The following is a 17,993-nucleotide window of genomic DNA, read 5'->3' as shown; positions in this document are numbered from 1 at the left end:
AGAGCGGCGGCCACGGTGGTTTCTTCAGACGGTCTTCAGAGAGCACCGGCCAGAATGGACCCATGGGCGCCACCACAGACACCGATCGTGCCGCTGCCCGGGTGCTCGTGGTCGAGGACTCCCCGGCCATCCGTGAGATGGTGGTCGACGCGCTCGTGTCGGCCGGGTACGCCGCCGACGGCCGCGTCGACGGCGACGATCTGGAGGCGGCACTCGACGGCTACCGGCCGGACCTGGTGATCGTGGACATCATGCTGCCCGGCCGGGACGGTTTCGCGCTGGCCGACGTCGTCCGTCAGTGGGGCGACGTGGGGCTGATCATGCTGACCGCGCGCGACGGTCTCACCGATCGGTTACGCGGCCTCGACGGCGGCGCCGACGATTACGTCGTCAAACCGTTCGAGGTGCCAGAACTCGTGTCCCGGGTCGGCGCCGTTCTGCGCCGCCGCGGGCGCCTGCCGGCGACCGTGCAGACCGGCGACCTCGTCGTCGACCGCGGTGCCGGCATCGCCTCGCGCGCCGGCGTCCCCCTCGATCTGACCGCCACCGAATTCCGCCTCCTGGACTTCCTTCTCGATCAACGCGGCCGCATCGTCAGCGCGCACCAGATCCTCAACGCCGTCTGGGGTTACGCCTCCTACGACGACAACCTGGTGCACGTCCACATCAGCAGCCTGCGGCGCAAGATGGAGGCGCACGGGCCGCGAATCCTGCACACCGTGCGCGGCATCGGCTACCGGTTGCAGGCCCGATGACGGCGACACCGTCGCTGCAGCGACGCGTGGTGATCGCCGTCCTGGTGTTCCTCACCGTCCTTCTCGTGGTGCTCGGCGTCGTCGTCGACGTATCGATCGGCGCTCAGGCCCGACGAGACCTCAACAACCGCCTGCAGGCCGGTGTCACACGTGTCGATGCGCTGGCCCGTGCCGGAGTGCCGCCGTCGCAGTGGGTCGACGAGGTCAACGGTGGCGGCATCCGGGCCGCGGTCTTCGCCGCCGACGGCGAGCGGTACGGAGATCCCGCGATCGACCCCGACACGACGATCGGAGAGGACGTCCCGCCGCCACCGCCACCGGGGCCTCCCGGCCGTGATCATGGGCCGGGTCCGCCGGGTGCTCGCCGCCCGCCCCCGCCGCCGGACGCCACCGCGACGGTGATCGACCATCGGTTACCGGACGGCAGCCGGCTCATCCTGGTGGCCGACACGACCGCCACCTCGGCTCTGCTGCGGCAGTTGCGCATCCTCATGGTGGTCGCGGGCATCGCCGTGCTGCTGGTCACCGCGCTCGGCGTGCTGCTGATCGCCCGCGCCACGATGCTGCCCCTGACACGCCTGACCCAGGTCGCCGAGTCGATCGCCGCCGGCGACCGCGGCAGGCGGGTGCGGCCGGACCGTCCCGGCACCGAACTCGGCCGTGCCGCAGCAGCATTCGACACCATGGTGGATGCGCTGCAGTACTCGGAGAATCGCGCCCACCAGTCGGCGCAGGCCGCCGCGCAGGCAGAAGCCGCCACCCGCCGGTTCCTGGCCGATGCCGCCCACGAACTCCGCACCCCCATCGCCGGCATACACGCTGCCGCAGATCAACTCGTGTCCTCGGCTGTCCAGTACGACGACCCCGAGTCGGCCCGCCAGCGTCACCGGGCCGAACTGGTCCTCAACGAGGCACGCCGAGCGGGCAGGCTGGTCGCCGACATGCTCGACCTGAGCCGTATCGATGCCGGCTCACCGCTCGACCGGCGGCCATGCGATCTGGTGGCACTCGCCGACGCCGAGCGCGATCGCAGCGCGGTGCTGGCTCCCGGTCTGCAGATCCGGCGCAGCGGTGAGGCTGCGCTGCCGATCGTCGCCGACGCCATGCGCATCGCGCAGATCCTCGCCAACGTCGTCGACAACGCCCGCAGGCACACCCCGGCGGGCGGGGTGATCGACATCGACGTCCGCACTGCGGGTGATCGGGCGGTGCTGACCGTCACCGACACCGGTCCGGGCGTGCCGGATGATCAGCGGGAGCGGATCTTCGAGCGGTTGGTCCGTCTCGACGAGGCCCGCGATCGCGACCGCGGAGGCGCAGGGCTGGGCCTGCCGATAGCCCGAGCCCTGGCTCGGGCGCACGGCGGGGATCTGGTCAACGTGGTGCACCGTCCCGGGGCGCGGTTCGTTCTGACGCTGCCGCGACGGTGACACCAACGTGCGGTCCAACCGGATGAATTCGGTTGAACCGCAAGCGTTGTCAGTTGGTACTAGTTTGCGTCGACGGTGGTCGCCTCGATGGATGTCTGCGCGCCGGCGTGCTGGATCTCCACCTTTCGCGGCTTGGCCTTCTCGGCGACCGGGATCGTCACCGTCAGCACGCCGTTCTCGTAGGTCGCCGAGATCGCGCTGGTGTCGATCCCGTCGCCGAGGGAGAGCTGCCGGCGATAGCCGCCGAAGAACCGCTCGTTGGCCAGCCACTGCGCCGACTCGTCGGAGCGTGCTGTGCGATGAGCAGAGATGGTCAGCGTGCCGTTGTCGACGTTCACGTCGACCGACCCCGGGTCGACACCGGGCAGGTCGGCGGTCAGCACGTAGTGGTCGTCGATCTTGCAGAGGTCCATCGGCATGAAGCGCGGGACACGGTTTGATCCGGTCTGGCTGGTCAGCAAGCCCCGGGTCAGAGAATCAAGGTCACTGAACGGATCAAAGCGAAGCACAGCAATCCACCTCCTATGTCGTCCAGAGCCCGCCACCCTGGCGGGCGACCAAATCACTGTGCACCGCCGAGATTAGCACTCGACACCGGAGAGTGCCAAGAAGTTTTCGCCGGTTGTGTCAGCTGTCGGCGAACGCGACAGCGTCGGTCGCGGTGACCGCGGCGACGCGTCCCGGCGCGGCCTGAAAAGACCAGTAGAGATTCGTGTGGTCGATGACGGCGGGCACGGGCGGAGCGCCCCACGTCGTCTTGTCACCTGCGGTGTGAGCATCGGCGACGAGGGTGACGTCATAACCCCTGACGAAGGCGCCGTGCAACGTACTGCGCACGCACGCATCGGTTTCCGCGCCGACGACGATCAGTCGGCCGACGCTGCGGTCGGCCAGGGTGTGTTCCAGCGGGGTCGCTTCGAACGCGTCGCCGTAGGTCTTGTCGATGACGGGTTCGCCGTCGGCGGGGGAGAGCTCCGGCACGATCTCCCAGCCGTCGCTGCCGTGGCGCAGCTCGTCGTCATGGTGTCTCACCCACACGACAGCAACCTCCTCCCGGCGTGCCTGCTCGACCAGCCGGGCGATGTTGGCCACCACGGCATCTCGTCGGAACGCGCCGTCGACGACGTCGTTCTGTACGTCGACGACGAGAAGCGCCGTCGCCGTCCGGTCCGCGAATGTGGTCATGACGTCATTATCTGCGCACCGCGCAGCGGTTCGAGGCACTGGTCGCAGATGAGCCGCGGATGGAACCTTCGCCCGCACGAGACGTGGGTGACGCGGACGGCCGGTCCGTCGGGATCGGGGTACCAGCGCTGCGCCCACGCCAGTGCGCACACGAGGACGGGGAGCAGTGCGCGGCCCTTGTCTGTCAGCAGGTAACGGCCCGCGACCGTGTGCAGAATCCCTTCGGCGGTGAACACGGACAACCGGCCGGAGATCGTAGCCGGCGGTGCGCCGAGCTCGGCGTGGAAGTCGGTGAACCTGCCGATGCCGACGAACGCCGCCACCAGCAGTGCGAACCCCCAGCGGTCGCCGATGACGGTCATCGTCTGCGGGAACAGAACCCCGGAGCGCCGGTCGGGCGAGCGGCGGCGATTCGAGGTCAAGGGCACCGAACGCTGCCAGCCACCGCTCGGACCCCACTGCGCCACAAGCTCTTTCTCCGAGGCGACGGCCGCATCGCACGCCCGGCACGCCAGTCTCGGTGCGAACAGCGACCCGCAGGACGTGTGGCGCATCGCGGGCAGAGGCCGCGGATGATCAGTCACCCAGCTGCGCTCCCACTCCCAGATCGATGTCAGCATCGGCCACAGGGAACGGCTCTTTGCCGTGGACGTGTACTCGACACGAGTCGGACGGGTCCGATACTCGCGCCGGTCCAACAGCTCTTCGTCGACCAGCGCGCGGAGGCGCCCCGACAGGACGGCATGGGACACGGGAAGCGCGTCGACGAAGTCGCCGTAGCGGGTGGCGCCGAGCAGCGTCTGCTGGATGATCAGCAGGCTCCACTCGTCGCCGAGGACGCCCAGCATCCGCGCGACGGCGTTCGGGGCGTCGATCACAACCCGATCGCGGCGGCCGCAGAATCTTCGTCGCGCCACCGCGGCAACTCCGACCCCGCCGCCCACGTCGAGTGGGTGCCGCTCGAGATCCGTTCGGGCAGTGCGAGTGTGCAGACCGGTCCGTCGGCGACCCGGGCCGCGTCGAACACCAGACAGTACGACGCGTCGGCGTTCATGTCGGTGGTCAACGTGATGAGGTAACCGTCGTCTTCGGCGGTCCCACCCGGGCGGGGCGCCATCGCGGTCTCGCTGCCGTAGACGCCCTCGTCGAAGGCGAAGCGCTCCTCGCGGCCGGTGTGCAGGTCGTGCTTGAGCAGCCCGTCGAACAGGAACCAGGAGGGCTTGCCCGTCGCGGCGTAGGTGTAGCGGTGCGCGCGACCGGCGTGGTTGGGGTTGATCATGCCGAATTCGCTGATGCTGTCGGTCAATTGCTCCTCACGGACCTCGCCTGTCACGAGGTTGAACCGCCAGCGGTGCAGCCGGGCCTGCATCCGGTCGAGTGCGAGGAACCGGAAGGCACGCTGCCACTTGTTGCCCATCCCGTTGTCGGCCGGTTCGGGATCGCCCTGAAAGAACCCGTCGAGCACGATCTCGTCGCCGTCTTCGTAGGCGTTGGGGAAATGCAGAACGTAGGTGGGGTCGGCCTCGAACCACCGGATCTGGGAGGCGTCGCCGCGACGCGGGATGACCGCGAACCGCGACGGGGTGTCGCGGTGGAAGCGCGGCAGATGCACATTGTGCTCGAGCAGCGCGGCGTCCCAGAACAGCGGAAAGTCGTTGAGGATCACGTAGTTCTCGGTGAACGCCATGTCGTGGGGCAGCCGCGGACCGGGGAGTCCGACGTCGACGGTGTGCACCACGTCGCCCGCGCCGCTGACCACGCCGTAGCGCAGGTAGGGCGCCTGCTTGCTGTAGCTGAAGTACAGCAGTTCATCGCCGTCGACCTTGGGGTGCGCGGACACTCCCCACTCGCGTGGGAAGCCGCCGTTCCAGTCCTCCTTGCCCAGCGCATCGCCGGTGCACGGATCGATGCGATAGAGATCGCCGCACTGGTAGTGGCTTGTCAGCGCCACCCCGCGATGCACGACCACATCGGTCGACGACGCATCCTTCATCAATGTCCGTGCACCCCAGCCATAGTCACGGCGGGCGAGTTCGACCGGCTCGGCGATGCCCGGCCACAGCGGCCCGCCCGCCTCGTTCTCGGCGAGGAACCCGTCGGTGCGGACGAAGCGGTTGCGGTAGAACGCCTTTCCGTCCCGGAAGCCGACGATGTGCAGCATGCCGTCACCGTCGAACGGGTGGTAGTTCTTGAGTGCCGGATGCAGCGGGTTCTCGGTGTTGCGCAGGTACGCCCCGTCGAGGTCGTCGGGAATGGTGCCGGCGACGACCTCGAGATCGTCGCTGTCCCACTCGGTGGTCTGCGGTCGCCAGGGGCCGGTGCGATAGGGGTGGTCGTCGTCCGGCGGCAGCGTGGACAAGAAGGAGGCGACCACTTCGGGATGGGTGCGCAGATTCATGAGTGACTCCCGACGACGAAGCTGACGGTGGTGGCCGTGCTGCCACCGAAGTTGAGGGTGCCGAACGTGGTTGCGCCGTCGACCTGATAGCCGTCGGCGGTACCGCTCACCTGACGGGCGGCGTCGAGGAGCATCCTGACTCCCGAGGCGCCAACGGGGTGGCCGCCGCCGATGAGCCCACCACTGGGGTTGATCGGGCACCGACCGTCGGGGTCGATGTCGCCGCTCTCGATGGCCTGCCACGACTGTCCCGGCTCGGTCAGTCCGATGTGGTCGATGGCGAGGTACTCGCTGGGGGTGAAGCAGTCGTGGACCTCGAAGCCGTCGATGTCGTCGAGGGTGAGGTGGGCTCGGTCGAAGGCGTCGTGAACGGCCGCGCGCACGTGGGGCAGCACATAGGGCGACTGTGCGGACCGCTGCAGCTTCTGATTCAGTCCGAGGCCGACGGTGCGGTGGCCCCAGCCGTCGATGCGGGCCAGCGGGTGTGCGCCAGGATGTGCGCGCAGCCAGCCGTCGGTGACCAGGACGATGCCGGCGCCCCCATCGGTGATCTGGCTGCAGTCGAAGCGGCGCAGCCTGCCCTCGACGCGCGGGTTGCTGACGTCGTCGGCCGTGAGCGGCTGCGGCACGGCCCAGGACCGGGTCTGGGCGTTCGGGTTGGTCTGCGCGTTGGCGAAGTTGCGCTCGGCGATGGCACGCAGATGGGCGTCGTCGAGCCCGTAGCGGCGGTTGTATTCGGCGGCGACGACGTCGAACATGTGCGGCCACATGTATTTCGCGTCGGCGCCTTCGTGGCCCGTCCACGCCGCGGTGCCGAGGATGGCCGTCGCGGTGTCACCGGGCACGGTCTTCTCCAGTTCGACGCCGATCACGAGCGCACTGTCGTAGGCGCCGGACCGCAGATCGGCGACGGCGGACAGGGTGGCGACGCTGCCGGAGGCGCAGGCGGCCTCGTGCCGGGTGGCGGGGGTGTCCCACAGGCCGTCGCACACCGTTGCCGGCATCGCGCCGAGGTGGCCTTGGCGCGCGAACAGCTCACCGAATGCATTGGCCACGTGGACGACGCCGATGTCGGTCGCGTCGACCCGGGCGGCGGTCAGTGTCGCATCGACGACCTCCGCCGTGAGTGCGGCGAAGTTGGACCCTTCCCGTTCGAGGTTGCGTGCGAAGTCGCTCTGGTAGCCGCCCAGGATCCAGACGCCGGCTGTGCTCACTCGCGTGACGCTACTACTTCACTTAGCAGAGTGACAGGGTCTAAGCGGTCTCGTCGGCTGCCTGTCTGAACCGACGAGACCTGACAGACGTCTCGGTCGACCGACACCCCTGTCTGCGGCCCTGCATTGCCCGCACACCCGCACCGCAAACCCCGCGCGGTGTACGGTTCCTTTCGATGAAGGAGTTCACGAGGTCATGAGCGGTTCGACCAACCGCGACCTGGCGCAGCGGATGGCCGAGCTCGCTCGGGCGGTCGCCTCGCCGCGCAGCGTCGAAGACGTGCTGTCCGATGTCACCCGCGAGGTGCTGGAACTGATTCCCGGTACCGACGCTGCCGGCATCCTGTTCGTCGGCAAAGCGGGCCGCTTCGAGTCCGTCGCCGGCACCTCCGAGTTGCCGAACGAGCTGGACCGGCTGCAGATGAAGTACAGCGAAGGGCCGTGCCTGGAGGCCGCTCTCGAGGAGACCATCGTGCGCTCCGACGACTTCGCTACCGAATCCCGCTGGCCCCGCTATTCGGCGGCCGCCGTGGAGTTGGGCGTACGCAGCGGTCTGTCGTTCAAGCTCTACACCAGCTCGCAGACCGCCGGGGCGCTGAACCTGTTCGCGGTCGAACCGAATGCATTCGACGCCGCCGACGAGAACATCGGTGCGGTCCTGGCGGCACACGCCGCCGCCGCGATCCTCGCCAGCCGCCATCACGAGCAGCTGCAGTCGGCGCTGTCCACGCGTGATCGCATCGGTCAGGCCAAGGGCATCATCATGGAGCGCTACAACGTCGACGACGTCGCGGCTTTCGACATGCTGCGCCGGCTCTCGCAGGACAGCAACACCAAGCTGACCGACATCGCCGAGCGCGTGATCGAAACCCGGGGCAACTGAGGGTTCACCCGCCGATCAGCAGGGCGCTGGTCACGAGCATGACCGCGGCGGTGCCGCCGTGCACCCCGTAGGCGATGGACCGGGGTCCGCGGTTGCCGATCACGACCAGGGCGTCGCCGAGGGGGATGATCGTGGCGGCCAGAATGACCCAGCCGACGGGGTGGGTGGCGTGAGCGAGCATCAGCACGATGACGATGACCCCGGTGGCGATGTCGCGAATGCCCTTCACGCTCAGGTAGGCGCGAGCGCCGGGCCGGTCGATCTCCAGGGGCACGCCGTAGCCCGCGGCGGCCACGGTCGGGGCGACGAGAAATCTGACGCCGATGGCGATGATGGCGACGGCGAGAAGGCCGGCGAGGACGTAGCCGATGGTGATGATCACGAGGTCTCCTGGTCGAGAAGGGTGGTGTGTACAGCGAGGATGTCGGTGATGTCGAAACCGGCCATGTCGGCCGCGAACTCGAGGCTCGCCATGACCCGGTGGGTGACCTCATCGGGGTCGGCGCCCGACGGATAGGAGACGACGGCGAACAGTCGGCGGGAGCCTGGGTCGGTCCACACGGCGTGGGTGGTGACGCCGAAGGACGCGAAGGTGGTGAGGTGGCGTTGCCAGTGCACATCGGCGTAGCGATGCAGCGCCTCGGGTGAACGCAGCGTGTAGGTCCTGAGCTGGAACATGATCAGCTCAGTAGGGCGAGGCACGCCGCGGCCACGGCCACGCCTTGCAAGGTGGCGCGGGCGGTGATGATGGAGTCCCACTTTGCTTGCAGCGCACGGCTGTTCGTGGGTGTGCGGCCGACGTCGGCGGCTTCGGCGAGTTGACGGTTGATGGGCGCGCTGAGTCGGGTGTAGAGCAGAAGCCAGATCAGCAGAGCCGCCGTGGCGATGCCTGCGGCGACGGCCTGCGTCCAGTGGGCCGTCACCGCGGCGGTGACGGTGGCGACCAGCGCGCCGACGATGCCGAGCACCCCGGGCGCGGGCATGCGGCGGTCTCCGTAGCGGTGTACCTGGCCCATGACGGCCACGAGGGCGTCATCGCCGACGTGTGCCAGTGCCGGGCGCATCACCATCGCGCAGAACACATCGGTGCCGTACACGACGCCGGTGCCGAGCGCCGTGACGATCGCCGCGATGCGGATCAACAGGTCGAGGTCCATCGGGACTCCCTCGTTCGAGTAAGGTGTTAGCGACGCTAACCCTTACAGCGAACGTCAGCAATAGCAGTGCTATTCCCGTGAAGCGCCGCTAACTTCCAGGCAACCGCATGCCCCACGGCTCCAGGTCAAGCCTCGAGACGCTCGGGCCGCCTGGCGTCCGACCCTGCGGCGGATAGGCGGGCGTACTCCGAGGGCGAGCACCCTGCCACTCGTGCGAACGCCGTCGTGAAGGCGGTCGCCGACTGGTAGCCGACCACTTGAGCCACGCGCGCGACGGTAGCGCGATCGGTCCGCAGCAGATCCTTCGCCAAGGCCACCCGCCACTCGAGGAGGTACTGCATGGGCGTCAAACCCACTGTCCCGGTGAATCTTTGCGCAAACACTGAGCGCGACACCGCGGCCACGCGGGCGAGGTGCTCGACTGTCCAGCCGCGGGCGACGTCCGCGTGCAGTGCGCGCAGTGCCGGGGCGAGCACCGGGTCGGCGAGGCCGGCGATCAACCCCCGGCCACGGCTGCCCAGCTCTGGTGCGCCAGGGAGCCGGGCGGCCTCGATGACGAGCACCTCGACGAGACGCTTGAGGATCACGTCACGACTGGGTCCGTCGGTGTCTGCTTCCTCGGTGATCAGCTCGACCAGGCGAGTCAGCCGGGCCGCTCCGGGCTGGCCCCCGCGCACCACGATCACCGGTGGAAGGAGAGCGACCAGCAGCGAGGCGCTAGCCGGGTCGAAGCGGAAGTAGCCGCCGAGCATGCGCATGGTGATCGGCGCGGAGGAGTCGCCGTGGTGGGTGTCGCGTGAGTGATCGAGCGGCGAGAACACGGCGGGCGCGTCCTGGTGGCTGCGCATCGTGAATTCGGGCGTTTGAGGGAAGAGTAGGAAATCGCCACGCTGCAGTTCGATCTCGTCGAGACCGGCGGGCTCCAGCAGGCACGATCCCTCGAGCATGAGACAGAACGCGGGGTCGCCGTAACGTGGCTTCCGGACGCCCCACTGGCCGTCGCCGCTGATGACCTTGGCCAGGACTGCTTCCGGGCGCAGCAGCGACATCAACTCCTCCATCGGTTCGGTGTCGCCCATGCCGCAGACGCTAGCGCGGCGACTCCTCGGCCGCCGACGTCCGAAGCGAGGACATCAGGCCGATTGCGCCAATGCCACTGCATCGGGTCCTGCGGGGAAGCGCAGCTGATCCGATGTGTCCGTTGCGGCGGTGAACACCACGTCGGCGACGTCACCGGGGGTGGTCACCTCACCAGGCTGACCGAACGCCTCCATGATGGGGGTGGTGAAGGGCAGGTAGTCCTCGGGGGTGCGACTCATGCGGTCGGCGCCGTTGCTGGTGAACGCCGTCGATGGACCGTAGCCGGGCTCGACGAGCTTGACCCGAACGCCGAAGTACCCCAGCTCCAAAGCCAGTGACCCGGAGAAGCCCTCGATTGCGGACTTGCTCGCGGTGTAGACAGCGGCCAATGGCATTGCCGCCAGTGTGGTGCTGGAGGTGACGTTGACGATGACGCCCGAGCGGCGTTCCCGCATCTGTGGCACCACGGCCTGCGTTACCGCCATGACGCCGAAGGTGTTGGTGTCGAACAGTTCTCGCGTGGTCTCCATGGGGGTCGACTCGAAGGGGCCGATCCCGCCGATCCCTGCGTTGTTGACCAGGACGTCGATCGGACCCGCGGCCTGGATCGCGTTCGCGATGCTGTCCGGGTTGGTGACGTCGAGTGCGACGATCCGCAGCCGGTCCGAGGCCGGCAGCACGCCGTGACGTGGTGTTCGCATGGTGGCGACGACGTTCCATCCCTGGTCGAGGAATTTCTTCGCAGTGGCGAGGCCGTAGCCCGAGGAGCAGCCGGTGATGAGCGCTGAGGTCATGAAGGAGAAGCTATTGAGCGCAGGCGAGGTGGACAACGCCGTCCCGTCTTGAAGAGCTTCGCGATCGTCTTGCGTCAGCCACAGCGACCGTCAAGCATCAGCCGACGCCATGCATACACAGCGTGCCCCCGGCAGGATTCGAACCTGCGACACCGGCTTTAGGAGAGCCGTGCTCTATCCCCTGAGCTACGGGGGCGACGCTGGGAGCTTACCGGTCGACAGCCGCTGAACCCCAGTCTGCGCGATATGGCAAAAGTGACAAAACTAGAGAACGGCGCCGGTAGCGTGCCCAGCGTGGAGCTGACACTGCAACGCATCGGCGCCTGGTCGGGCAGCATCATGATCGTTCTCTACGGCGCCAGCTTCTCCGGCGTCGCGCAGCTTTTCCCGCCACTGTCGCCCGCCGCGCCCGCCGACGAGATCGCCGCCTTCTTCGTCGACCACAAACTCTGGATCCGCTTCGGCGTCTCCGGGGCGCTGCTCAGCGCGGCACTGGCGCTGCCGTTCCTCGCGGCTATCGTGCTGCGCATCAAACGTGCCGAGGGCGGCTGGGGCATGCTGACGATGACCCAACTGATGGCCGCCACCGTGTTCGTGCCGGCGCTGGTCTTCCCGCAGTTCTTCCTCGGTGTGGCCGCGTTCCGGCCCGAAGAGCGGTCCGCCGAACTCACCCAGGCACTCAATGACGTCTTCTGGCTGTGGTTCATCGGCATCGTCGGCACCATCATCGTGCAGAACATCACGCTGGCCATCGCGTCGTTCACCGATCAGGCCGACACCCCGACCTTTCCGCGCTGGTACGGCTATCTCAACCTCTGGGTGGCCACCCTCTCACTGCCGGGCTGCGTCGTCGTCGTGTTCAACGACGGCCCGCTCGCGTGGAACGGGGTGTTCGCGTTCTACATCCCCGGACTCGTGCTCGTCGTCTGGTTGTTCGCGACCACCGCGGTGATCCTGAGATCGATCACCACGCAGCGGGCACTGTCGGGGTGACGACCACCGCCCGCCGGGTGCCCGCCGAGAGCGGCACCTGGGTCTTCTTGTTCGGCGACATGGCCGTCTTCGGCGCCTTCTTCGTCACCTTCCTTGTCGAACGCGCAACAGCGCCAGCGGTTTTCGACGAAGCGCGTACCACTCTGCACATCGGGATCGGCGTCACCAACACGCTCGTGCTGTTGACCAGCTCGCTGTGTGTCGTGCTCGCCCTGGGGGCGATGCGCGCCGGCCGGCACGCCATCGCCACCCGGGCGGCCGGCGCGGCCATCGGCTGCGGCCTGGTTTTCATCGCTCTCAAGGTGACCGAATACGTCCTGCTCGCATCGGCGGGGCACGGCCCGGGCGCCAACCACTTCTACCTCTACTACGTCATCCTCACCGGCCTGCATCTGTTCCACGTCTGCCTCGGACTCGGTGCCCTGACATTCCTGCTCACCCAGACCCGACGCACCGACCTCAGCGTCACGCGTACGGCATTGGTGGAAGGCGCCGCGTGCTTCTGGCATCTGGTGGACCTGCTGTGGATCTTCCTGTTCGCGCTGCTCTATCTGGTGAGCTGAGATGACGGTCCTGCAGTTGCTCAAGAACCGCGCCGGGCTCACCTGGTTGATACTCGTCGCCGCCACTATCGTGTCCTGGGTGGTCGGCGCCGACCACGGCACCGGTTCGGCCGTCGGCGTGCTCGTGCTGGCCATCGCGGCGATCAAGGTGCGTCTCGTCGGCCTCGACTTCATGGAGCTGCGGCAGGCGCCGATCCCGTTGCGTGCCGCGTTCGAGGCGTACTGCGTCGGGATGTGGGCGCTGCTCTCGGCGCTCTATCTGTGGTGGTAGCGCAACCTATTTCAGCAGCGCGATGACCTCGCCGAAGGCTTCGGCGTGCCTGTCCTGAACCGTGACGTAGGTGATGCCGTACCGGTCCCGGTAGCCGCGAATGCGATCGGCCATCTCGGCCGCGGACCCCGACAGCACACCCGGATGGCGCAGCAGCTCGTCATCGGAGAGATCGGGCAGGAAGTGTCTCGGGATGGTCAGGTCGGGCATGCCCGAACCGTCCAGCGGCATCGCGGTGATCGCGATGTTCAACTCCAGCGCATCGAAGCGATCACCGGCGGCGTCACGCACGAACGCGATCCGGTCCGCCAGCGGATCCTCGTCGGCACCCGCCGCCCGATCGCCCCCGGTGAGCCCGACGATGTCGGCGACCCGGGCCGCGAGCCGCAACACCCGATCGCCGTTGCCGGCGATCATGATCGGCACATCGGGAAGGTGCTCGGCCAGATATGCGCACGTGTCGCGCAGGTGCTCGACCCGTGCGCCGGCACTCGGGAACGGGATGCCTGCAGCATCGAACTCTTCCTTGACGTAGCCGGTGCCCAGCCCGAGATCGAGCCTGCCCTCGGAGACGTCGCGCACGGCCGCCACGTCTCGTGCCAGAAGCGCCGGTCGATAAAACGCCGCGTTGAGGACGAACGAGCCGACGCGCAGCGTTGACGTCGCCATCGCGATCGTCGTCATCACCGGAAACGGCGCCGGCCCACCGAGATGGTCCGGCACGTGCACCACGTCATAGCCCAGGCCCTCGGCCTGACGTGCGAAATCGTGCAGCTGGCGGCGTGACGTGCCGCGCATGACGCCGATACCGAATCGAAATTCTCTGGCCACGATTCGATCGTAGGGACAGGTTTGAAGCGGATCCGGCAGGGGCACTAACGCTGCAGTCTTTCCCCGCAGATCCGGCCCGTCGTGAATATCCGACGGGCCGGATCAAAATTTAGGGACCCGCACGGCCATGGCAGACATTCCCACGATCGGCGTCGAGGAGGAGTTCCTCCTCGTCGATCCCGAGTCCGGTGCACCGCTTCCGCGTAACCGGGAGGTCGCCGAGCACGCCGCCGAACTGGGCATCGAGCTGCAACTCGAGCTCACCAGCTGCCAGATCGAGACGGCGACGGACGTCGCGCACACCGCCGACGAACTCCACAGCGCGCTGGTACGGCTGCGCCGCACCGCCGCCGACGCCGCCGGGCGAGCTGGTGCGCGACTCCTCGCGGCGGGTCTGCCGCCGACCCTGCCGCACGACTTCCCGATCACCGACACGCCGCGCTACCGCGACATCGGCGACCGGTTCGGCATGATCGCCCACGAACAGGGCATCTGCGGGTGCCACGTGCACGTCGCCGTCCCGGATCGGGACGCGGCGGTCGCGGTGTCGAATCGGCTGCGCCCATGGCTGCCGACGCTGCTCGCGCTGACCGCCAACTCGGCGATCTACCGCAACGCCGACACCGGCCACTCGAGCTGGCGCAGCGTGCTGTGGGCGCGCTGGCCGAGCGCGGGGCCGCCGCCACGGTTCGATTCCGCCGCGGACTACGACGCTGCCGTGCGGATGCTCGTGGAGTCCGAGGTGATCCGCGACGACGGCATGGTCTATTGGGATGTGCGGCCTTCGGCGAACTTCCCGACCGTCGAGATCCGCGTGGCCGACGTCCCCGCGACGGTGGGGGAGACGGTGCTCTTCGCGGTGTTGGCCCGCGCGGCCGTGATGACCGCTCTCGCCGAGGAAGAACGCGGAGAGGCGCAGCCGACGCTGGACGCCTGGAGGCTCAAGGCGGCGTACTGGAAGGCCGCGCGTGACGGCGTCGACGGTACGGGCGTCGACCTGCGTGACAACTCGGCCGCCCCGATGCAGACGTTGCTGGCGCACCTGGTCGACTGGGTGCGTCCGGCGCTGGAGGTCACCGGCGACGAGGACGTCGTGCGCCGGGGTCTGGCCGCCGTCGCCGAGCAGGGTAACGGGGCGATACGTCAACGGCGCGCGTGGCGACGCCGGCACGACGTGCGCGACGTGGTCGCCGTCGCGGCTGACGCGACGTTGGAGTTCTAGGTCAACGGGAGTTCGGCGAAGGCCGGCGTGGTGGGTTCCTTCGATCCGCCGGGCGGTTCGATCGTGAACGCCAGTGACTTCGACGCCCCGAGGTCCGGGAGCACCGCCGTGGTCGACGGTGTGACCGCGCCGGCATCCATCGTGCCCGCTGAATGTGGGCCGTCGGCAGCGACCAGCCACATCTGGTAGACCGTCCCCGCCTTGGGCGGTGTCACGTTGTTCATCACGAGGACGCCGGAATCGCGCTCCCGGGAGAAGACCAGCGTCGCTGTGCCGCCGCCGGGAATCTCGCCCGACACGGTCCGCACGTCGGGTGCGGCGAAGATCTGGTCGGTCGTCGACTCCGACGCGGTCGGGCGCATCGCGATCCCGACGCCGAGAGCGCCGAGGCCGACGGCCACGACGGCCGCCGCGGAGAGCATCACGGTGGCCCAGCGGCGTCGTTTCGGCGCGAGGGCACGCACCGAAGCGCCGCCGCCACTGCGTGAGATCTGGTTCAAGACCTGCGCACGCAGTTCAGGCGGTGGTTCGACGGCGGTGGCTTCGGCGATCACCGCCATCGTCTCGCGCACGGCGCGGACTTCGGCGCGGAACGCCTCGGCCTCGCCGGGCGGGGCGTCGCTGAGCCGACGGTTGATGTCGTCGACCTCATGGTCACTGAGCGCATGCAGCGCATAGGGCGTCGCAAGGGACAGCAGTTCTTCCGGGCTGGTCATGTCACCCCCAGGCATCGGCGGAGACCGCGGATGGCGTCACGCATCCGCGACTTGATGGTGGCAAGGTTCGTCGAAAGATGCTCGGAAACCTGCACATAGGTAAGACCGTCGTAATACGCCAACTGGATGCATTCGCGTTGGGTGTCGGTGAGCGAGCCGAGGCACGCTGCGACCTGGCGGCGCTCCTCGTCCAAGATCACCTCGTCGGCGACGTGATCGGTGGGCGTCTCGACGTTGGCGGCCCCGTAGCGGGATTCCCGGGTGCTGGCAGCCTGCTCGGAGCGCACCCGGTCCACCGCGCGCCGGTGCGCCAGGGTCATCAGCCACGCCAGGGGTGAACCCGCCGACGAGTCGTAGGTGTGGGCATTGCGCCACACCTGCAGGTAGATGTCCTGCGTGGTCTCCTCGCTGTACCCCGGGTCGCGCAGGACGCGCAGGACCAGACCGAAGACCCGTGACCGGGTCTGATCGTAGAGAGCGGCGAAGGCGTCCACGTCCTGGCGGGCCACCTGGCGCAGCAAAGCGTCGAGTTCCGCGGTCACGAGCGGTAGCCTAGCGGCTGCCTCCGTGCCATCCACGGACGTTCTGGGCAAGGTGGCCGTCACCAGGTGGCCTTGTCGATCACGAGTGATACACCTTCTCCCGCTCTTCAGAGGGGTGGGGCACCACCGGGACGCGGCGCAGGCGCAGCAGCCTGCCCTGCATTCGCACGCTGAGGGAGTTCATCATCGGTGCTAGCGGCGACACGATCTGCAGCGCCAGGATCTGGGTGATCCCGGCGGCTCGGCGCTCGCCTCGCATCGTCGCGACGAACGCCGGCAGGTTCTCGCGATGCAGCGATATGCGCAGGTCGAGGCGCTCGCCGGGATGCGGTGCACTGATCAGATAGTGGCCGTCGACGTCGTTGAACGGCGAGGCGTACAGCTTCTTGGTGACCATCGCGGGCCAGTCACCCGACGGCGGCAGTAGGTAGGCGTGCCGCTCACCGCAGCTGTTCTGCACCTCGGCGATGACATGCCGCAGCGCGCCGTCCGGGCCGTGGCACCAATAGAAGGTGACCGGGTTGAACACCGAGCCAAGCACCCGGGGCTGCAGCAAAGCGGTGATCCGACCGCCGGCGAGGTCGATGCCCTTGTCGGCGAGAAATGCCTCGACGCGGCCGCGCAGGGTGTCCACGGGTGCGGGCCAGAGATGGTCGGCGGGATCGAAGGTCGCGAACGGACGCAGCCATCCCGGTAGGTCCGGTATGTGGTCGAGGTCGATCAGCCAGCTGTAGCTGCGGTGCTCGAAATAGTGATGCACCGGGGCACGCCGCAGGTGCGTGATCCGGGTGCGGTAGATCGCAGCGGTCATGTCCGCAGCGCCGCCCTGTTGTTCCACACCCGGTATTCGGAGCAGTCCGGGTTGCGGATTGCGCCGCGATGGTGTCTCTCTGTCAGGCGTGGTGCCAGGACCGTGCGGCCCGCACCAGTCCCTGCACCAGAGCGGACGTGGCGGGAGCCAGCCCGTCGTCACCCGGAAGCCCGCTGCGCGGGCTGATGCCGCGGACCCGCGCGGAGAGTTCCAGCTGGGCGCCGCCGCCGCGGGTCCGGTTGACCGGGTTGTCCGGGTGCAGACCGCGCAGCTCGCGCGGGATCGCATCGAGGTCGGTGATCACTCGGTAGCCCGGAATGGCGATGTGCTGCGCGAGGTGCTGCGCGAGTTCTCGATGCCGACCGCCGGCCAGGAGTTCGGTGCTGCGGCCCATCCGGCCGTATCCGTGCAGGGACACGGCGACGTCGACGTGGTCGAGGAACTCCGCCAGGCGGGGTGACTGCGCGGGATCGTAGAGAGCCGACGCGAGATGGTGGGGGTAGCGGTCGGGATGGTGGACGACGTAGAGGGACGCGTCCGCCGCATCGGCGGCCCGGCGTGCGATGACATCGGTCATCTGCTCGAGCCCGCCGCCGTGGATGGCCATGAACCCGAACCGTGACCGCAACGCACTCTCCTCGGTGATCCCGGGGGTGGCCAGGAGATCCGAAAGCGATTGTGGGGGAGTCGAATCGGGGTCGGTGTCGCGGCGGGGCCATCGTGTGGGGTCCCACCGCTGGAGAAAGTCGATCCAGCGGTGAGGCAGGCCGTGGTGCTGGGCGCCCTCGAGGATCCGTTCCAGGTAGCCGGGGCGCGGCGGACCCGGCTCCACGCGATGGTCGATGTAGACCCAGGCGGTGCGCTGCCCGTGGGCGGTGTGCACGGTCAGCGCATCGCGCCGATAGCGCACCGGCACACCTTCGGCGCTGTCCAACGTCGCCAGGTCGTGGTCGGAAACTCGCCACAGCACGCCGTGCACCACCCCACCCGGCTGCGGTTCCACGGTGGCGACCCCACGTTCGTTGATCAGCCAGTCGTGGTCGGCCAGGGTCGCGGGCTGCGGATCGGTGGCATCGGGGCAGCGCTGCGCCATCTGGCGCACCGACAGATTCGAGCCGTACGCGAAGTAGTGGTGACGTGCCGACAAT

Annotated in this window: 22 protein-coding genes and 1 tRNA gene; 7 read left to right on the top strand and 16 right to left on the bottom strand. The window is 68.3% G+C overall.

Annotated elements, in window-relative coordinates:
- Positions 1 to 62 precede the first annotated feature (62 nt).
- Together ACZY1G_RS07885 and ACZY1G_RS07880 are read left to right on the top strand one after the other, a co-directional pair.
- Positions 63 to 755 carry a response regulator transcription factor gene (locus ACZY1G_RS07885; RefSeq protein WP_463822061.1) on the top strand — a complete coding sequence of 231 codons (693 nt, stop codon included), beginning with the start codon at positions 63 to 65 and terminating at the stop codon, positions 753 to 755.
- Positions 752 to 2,185 (top strand): HAMP domain-containing sensor histidine kinase, encoded by a 1,434-nt coding sequence (locus ACZY1G_RS07880; protein ID WP_463822060.1) that lies wholly within the window; start codon positions 752 to 754, stop codon positions 2,183 to 2,185. Before ACZY1G_RS07885 ends, ACZY1G_RS07880 begins: the two co-directional genes overlap by 4 nt.
- A 59-nt stretch (positions 2,186 to 2,244) precedes the next feature.
- Here ACZY1G_RS07880 and ACZY1G_RS07875 read toward each other — a convergent pair whose 3' ends face one another.
- The 5 genes from ACZY1G_RS07875 to ACZY1G_RS07855 form a co-directional block, all read right to left on the bottom strand.
- Positions 2,245 to 2,694 carry an Hsp20/alpha crystallin family protein gene (locus ACZY1G_RS07875; RefSeq protein ID WP_463822059.1) on the bottom strand — a complete coding sequence of 150 codons (450 nt, stop codon included), beginning with the start codon at positions 2,692 to 2,694 and terminating at the stop codon, positions 2,245 to 2,247.
- 118 nt (positions 2,695 to 2,812) lie between these two features.
- Positions 2,813 to 3,370, bottom strand: a complete 558-nt coding sequence (locus tag ACZY1G_RS07870) for an isochorismatase family protein (RefSeq protein ID WP_463822058.1) — start codon at positions 3,368 to 3,370, stop codon at positions 2,813 to 2,815.
- Positions 3,367 to 4,218: a winged helix-turn-helix transcriptional regulator gene (locus ACZY1G_RS07865; RefSeq protein ID WP_463822229.1), complete on the bottom strand. Its 852-nt coding sequence runs from the start codon at positions 4,216 to 4,218 to the stop codon at positions 3,367 to 3,369. The genes ACZY1G_RS07870 and ACZY1G_RS07865 overlap by 4 nt, the downstream gene beginning before the upstream one ends.
- 26 nt (positions 4,219 to 4,244) lie before the next feature.
- Positions 4,245 to 5,768 carry a carotenoid oxygenase family protein gene (locus ACZY1G_RS07860; RefSeq protein WP_463822057.1) on the bottom strand — a complete coding sequence of 508 codons (1,524 nt, stop codon included), beginning with the start codon at positions 5,766 to 5,768 and terminating at the stop codon, positions 4,245 to 4,247.
- A complete protein-coding gene (locus ACZY1G_RS07855) occupies positions 5,765 to 6,982 on the bottom strand; it encodes an acetyl-CoA acetyltransferase (protein ID WP_463822056.1) in 1,218 nt (405 codons plus the stop codon). The genes ACZY1G_RS07860 and ACZY1G_RS07855 overlap by 4 nt, the downstream gene beginning before the upstream one ends.
- Positions 6,983 to 7,178: 196 nt before the next feature.
- Here ACZY1G_RS07855 and ACZY1G_RS07850 point away from each other — a divergent pair, with 196 nt between their 5' ends.
- Entirely contained in the window at positions 7,179 to 7,865 is a 687-nt protein-coding gene (locus ACZY1G_RS07850) for a GAF and ANTAR domain-containing protein (RefSeq protein ID WP_463822055.1), read from the top strand.
- Positions 7,866 to 7,869: 4 nt separating this feature from the next.
- Here ACZY1G_RS07850 and ACZY1G_RS07845 read toward each other — a convergent pair whose 3' ends face one another.
- The 6 genes from ACZY1G_RS07845 to ACZY1G_RS07820 form a co-directional block, all read right to left on the bottom strand.
- Positions 7,870 to 8,244, bottom strand: coding sequence for a DUF4267 domain-containing protein (locus tag ACZY1G_RS07845; RefSeq protein ID WP_463822228.1), 375 nt, complete (start codon positions 8,242 to 8,244; stop codon positions 7,870 to 7,872).
- Positions 8,244 to 8,543, bottom strand: a complete 300-nt coding sequence (locus ACZY1G_RS07840; RefSeq protein WP_463815167.1) for an NIPSNAP domain-containing protein — start codon at positions 8,541 to 8,543, stop codon at positions 8,244 to 8,246. Before ACZY1G_RS07840 ends, ACZY1G_RS07845 begins: the two co-directional genes overlap by 1 nt.
- Positions 8,544 to 8,545: 2 nt before the next feature.
- Complete coding sequence (locus ACZY1G_RS07835; RefSeq protein WP_463822054.1) at positions 8,546 to 9,022, bottom strand: DUF1772 domain-containing protein; 477 nt, start codon at positions 9,020 to 9,022, stop codon at positions 8,546 to 8,548.
- 125 nt (positions 9,023 to 9,147) lie between these two features.
- Positions 9,148 to 10,101, bottom strand: a complete 954-nt coding sequence (locus ACZY1G_RS07830; protein ID WP_463815169.1) for an AraC family transcriptional regulator — start codon at positions 10,099 to 10,101, stop codon at positions 9,148 to 9,150.
- A 54-nt stretch (positions 10,102 to 10,155) separates the two neighbouring features.
- Positions 10,156 to 10,896, bottom strand: a complete 741-nt coding sequence (locus ACZY1G_RS07825) for an SDR family oxidoreductase (protein ID WP_463815170.1) — start codon at positions 10,894 to 10,896, stop codon at positions 10,156 to 10,158.
- Positions 10,897 to 11,019: 123 nt separating this feature from the next.
- Positions 11,020 to 11,092, bottom strand: a tRNA-Arg gene (locus ACZY1G_RS07820).
- A gap of 143 nt (positions 11,093 to 11,235) precedes the next feature.
- Between ACZY1G_RS07820 and ACZY1G_RS07815 the strand changes: the two genes are divergently transcribed.
- From ACZY1G_RS07815 to ACZY1G_RS07805, 3 genes are read left to right on the top strand one after another with little or no spacing between them, the layout of a single operon-like run.
- Complete coding sequence (locus ACZY1G_RS07815) at positions 11,236 to 11,889, top strand: hypothetical protein (RefSeq protein ID WP_463822227.1); 654 nt, start codon at positions 11,236 to 11,238, stop codon at positions 11,887 to 11,889.
- Positions 11,886 to 12,452: a cytochrome c oxidase subunit 3 gene (locus ACZY1G_RS07810; RefSeq protein WP_463815173.1), complete on the top strand. Its 567-nt coding sequence runs from the start codon at positions 11,886 to 11,888 to the stop codon at positions 12,450 to 12,452. Before ACZY1G_RS07815 ends, ACZY1G_RS07810 begins: the two co-directional genes overlap by 4 nt.
- A 1-nt stretch (position 12,453) precedes the next feature.
- On the top strand, positions 12,454 to 12,723 hold the full coding sequence (locus ACZY1G_RS07805) for a cytochrome C oxidase subunit IV family protein (RefSeq protein WP_463822053.1): 270 nt from the start codon (positions 12,454 to 12,456) through the stop codon (positions 12,721 to 12,723).
- Between the two features lie 6 nt (positions 12,724 to 12,729).
- Here the strand turns inward: ACZY1G_RS07805 and ACZY1G_RS07800 are convergent, their stop codons facing one another.
- A complete protein-coding gene (locus tag ACZY1G_RS07800; protein ID WP_463822052.1) occupies positions 12,730 to 13,554 on the bottom strand; it encodes an LLM class F420-dependent oxidoreductase in 825 nt (274 codons plus the stop codon).
- A 127-nt stretch (positions 13,555 to 13,681) separates the two neighbouring features.
- Here ACZY1G_RS07800 and ACZY1G_RS07795 point away from each other — a divergent pair, with 127 nt between their 5' ends.
- The gene (locus ACZY1G_RS07795; RefSeq protein ID WP_463822051.1) at positions 13,682 to 14,776 is read left to right on the top strand and encodes a glutamate--cysteine ligase 2; all 1,095 of its coding nucleotides are present in this window, start codon (positions 13,682 to 13,684) and stop codon (positions 14,774 to 14,776) included.
- Here the strand turns inward: ACZY1G_RS07795 and ACZY1G_RS07790 are convergent.
- The 4 genes from ACZY1G_RS07790 to ACZY1G_RS07775 form a co-directional block, all read right to left on the bottom strand.
- Positions 14,773 to 15,492: an anti-sigma factor gene (locus ACZY1G_RS07790; RefSeq protein ID WP_463822050.1), complete on the bottom strand. Its 720-nt coding sequence runs from the start codon at positions 15,490 to 15,492 to the stop codon at positions 14,773 to 14,775. The genes ACZY1G_RS07795 and ACZY1G_RS07790 overlap by 4 nt on opposite strands.
- Entirely contained in the window at positions 15,489 to 16,070 is a 582-nt protein-coding gene (locus ACZY1G_RS07785) for a sigma-70 family RNA polymerase sigma factor (protein WP_463815178.1), read from the bottom strand. Before ACZY1G_RS07785 ends, ACZY1G_RS07790 begins: the two co-directional genes overlap by 4 nt.
- A 43-nt stretch (positions 16,071 to 16,113) precedes the next feature.
- Positions 16,114 to 16,845, bottom strand: coding sequence for a DUF1365 domain-containing protein (locus ACZY1G_RS07780; protein ID WP_463822049.1), 732 nt, complete (start codon positions 16,843 to 16,845; stop codon positions 16,114 to 16,116).
- Positions 16,846 to 16,927: 82 nt separating this feature from the next.
- Positions 16,928 to 17,992 carry a poly-gamma-glutamate hydrolase family protein gene (locus ACZY1G_RS07775; protein ID WP_463822048.1) on the bottom strand — a complete coding sequence of 355 codons (1,065 nt, stop codon included), beginning with the start codon at positions 17,990 to 17,992 and terminating at the stop codon, positions 16,928 to 16,930.
- Position 17,993: the final 1 nt, after the last annotated feature.

The sequence above is a fragment of the Mycobacterium sp. IDUB_5 genome, from assembly GCF_055419565.1.
The sequence above is the reverse complement of the archived record's forward strand: the minus strand, read 5'-3'. Positions and strand labels throughout refer to the sequence as shown.

Bases quoted from the DNA above. Each gene is read 5' to 3' on its own strand.
- ACZY1G_RS07885 (WP_463822061.1), top strand. From the start codon at position 63: ATGGGCGCCACCACAGACACCGATCGTGCCGCTGCCCGGGTGCTCGTG.
- ACZY1G_RS07880 (WP_463822060.1), top strand. From the start codon at position 752: ATGACGGCGACACCGTCGCTGCAGCGACGCGTGGTGATCGCCGTCCTG.
- ACZY1G_RS07870 (WP_463822058.1), bottom strand. From the start codon at position 3,370: ATGACCACATTCGCGGACCGGACGGCGACGGCGCTTCTCGTCGTCGAC.
- ACZY1G_RS07865 (WP_463822229.1), bottom strand. From the start codon at position 4,218: ATGCTGGGCGTCCTCGGCGACGAGTGGAGCCTGCTGATCATCCAGCAG.
- ACZY1G_RS07860 (WP_463822057.1), bottom strand. From the start codon at position 5,768: ATGAATCTGCGCACCCATCCCGAAGTGGTCGCCTCCTTCTTGTCCACG.
- ACZY1G_RS07850 (WP_463822055.1), top strand. From the start codon at position 7,179: ATGAGCGGTTCGACCAACCGCGACCTGGCGCAGCGGATGGCCGAGCTC.
- ACZY1G_RS07840 (WP_463815167.1), bottom strand. From the start codon at position 8,543: ATGTTCCAGCTCAGGACCTACACGCTGCGTTCACCCGAGGCGCTGCAT.
- ACZY1G_RS07835 (WP_463822054.1), bottom strand. From the start codon at position 9,022: ATGGACCTCGACCTGTTGATCCGCATCGCGGCGATCGTCACGGCGCTC.
- ACZY1G_RS07830 (WP_463815169.1), bottom strand. From the start codon at position 10,101: ATGGGCGACACCGAACCGATGGAGGAGTTGATGTCGCTGCTGCGCCCG.
- ACZY1G_RS07825 (WP_463815170.1), bottom strand. From the start codon at position 10,896: ATGACCTCAGCGCTCATCACCGGCTGCTCCTCGGGCTACGGCCTCGCC.
- ACZY1G_RS07815 (WP_463822227.1), top strand. From the start codon at position 11,236: ATGATCGTTCTCTACGGCGCCAGCTTCTCCGGCGTCGCGCAGCTTTTC.
- ACZY1G_RS07805 (WP_463822053.1), top strand. From the start codon at position 12,454: ATGACGGTCCTGCAGTTGCTCAAGAACCGCGCCGGGCTCACCTGGTTG.
- ACZY1G_RS07795 (WP_463822051.1), top strand. From the start codon at position 13,682: ATGGCAGACATTCCCACGATCGGCGTCGAGGAGGAGTTCCTCCTCGTC.
- ACZY1G_RS07790 (WP_463822050.1), bottom strand. From the start codon at position 15,492: ATGACCAGCCCGGAAGAACTGCTGTCCCTTGCGACGCCCTATGCGCTG.
- ACZY1G_RS07780 (WP_463822049.1), bottom strand. From the start codon at position 16,845: ATGACCGCTGCGATCTACCGCACCCGGATCACGCACCTGCGGCGTGCC.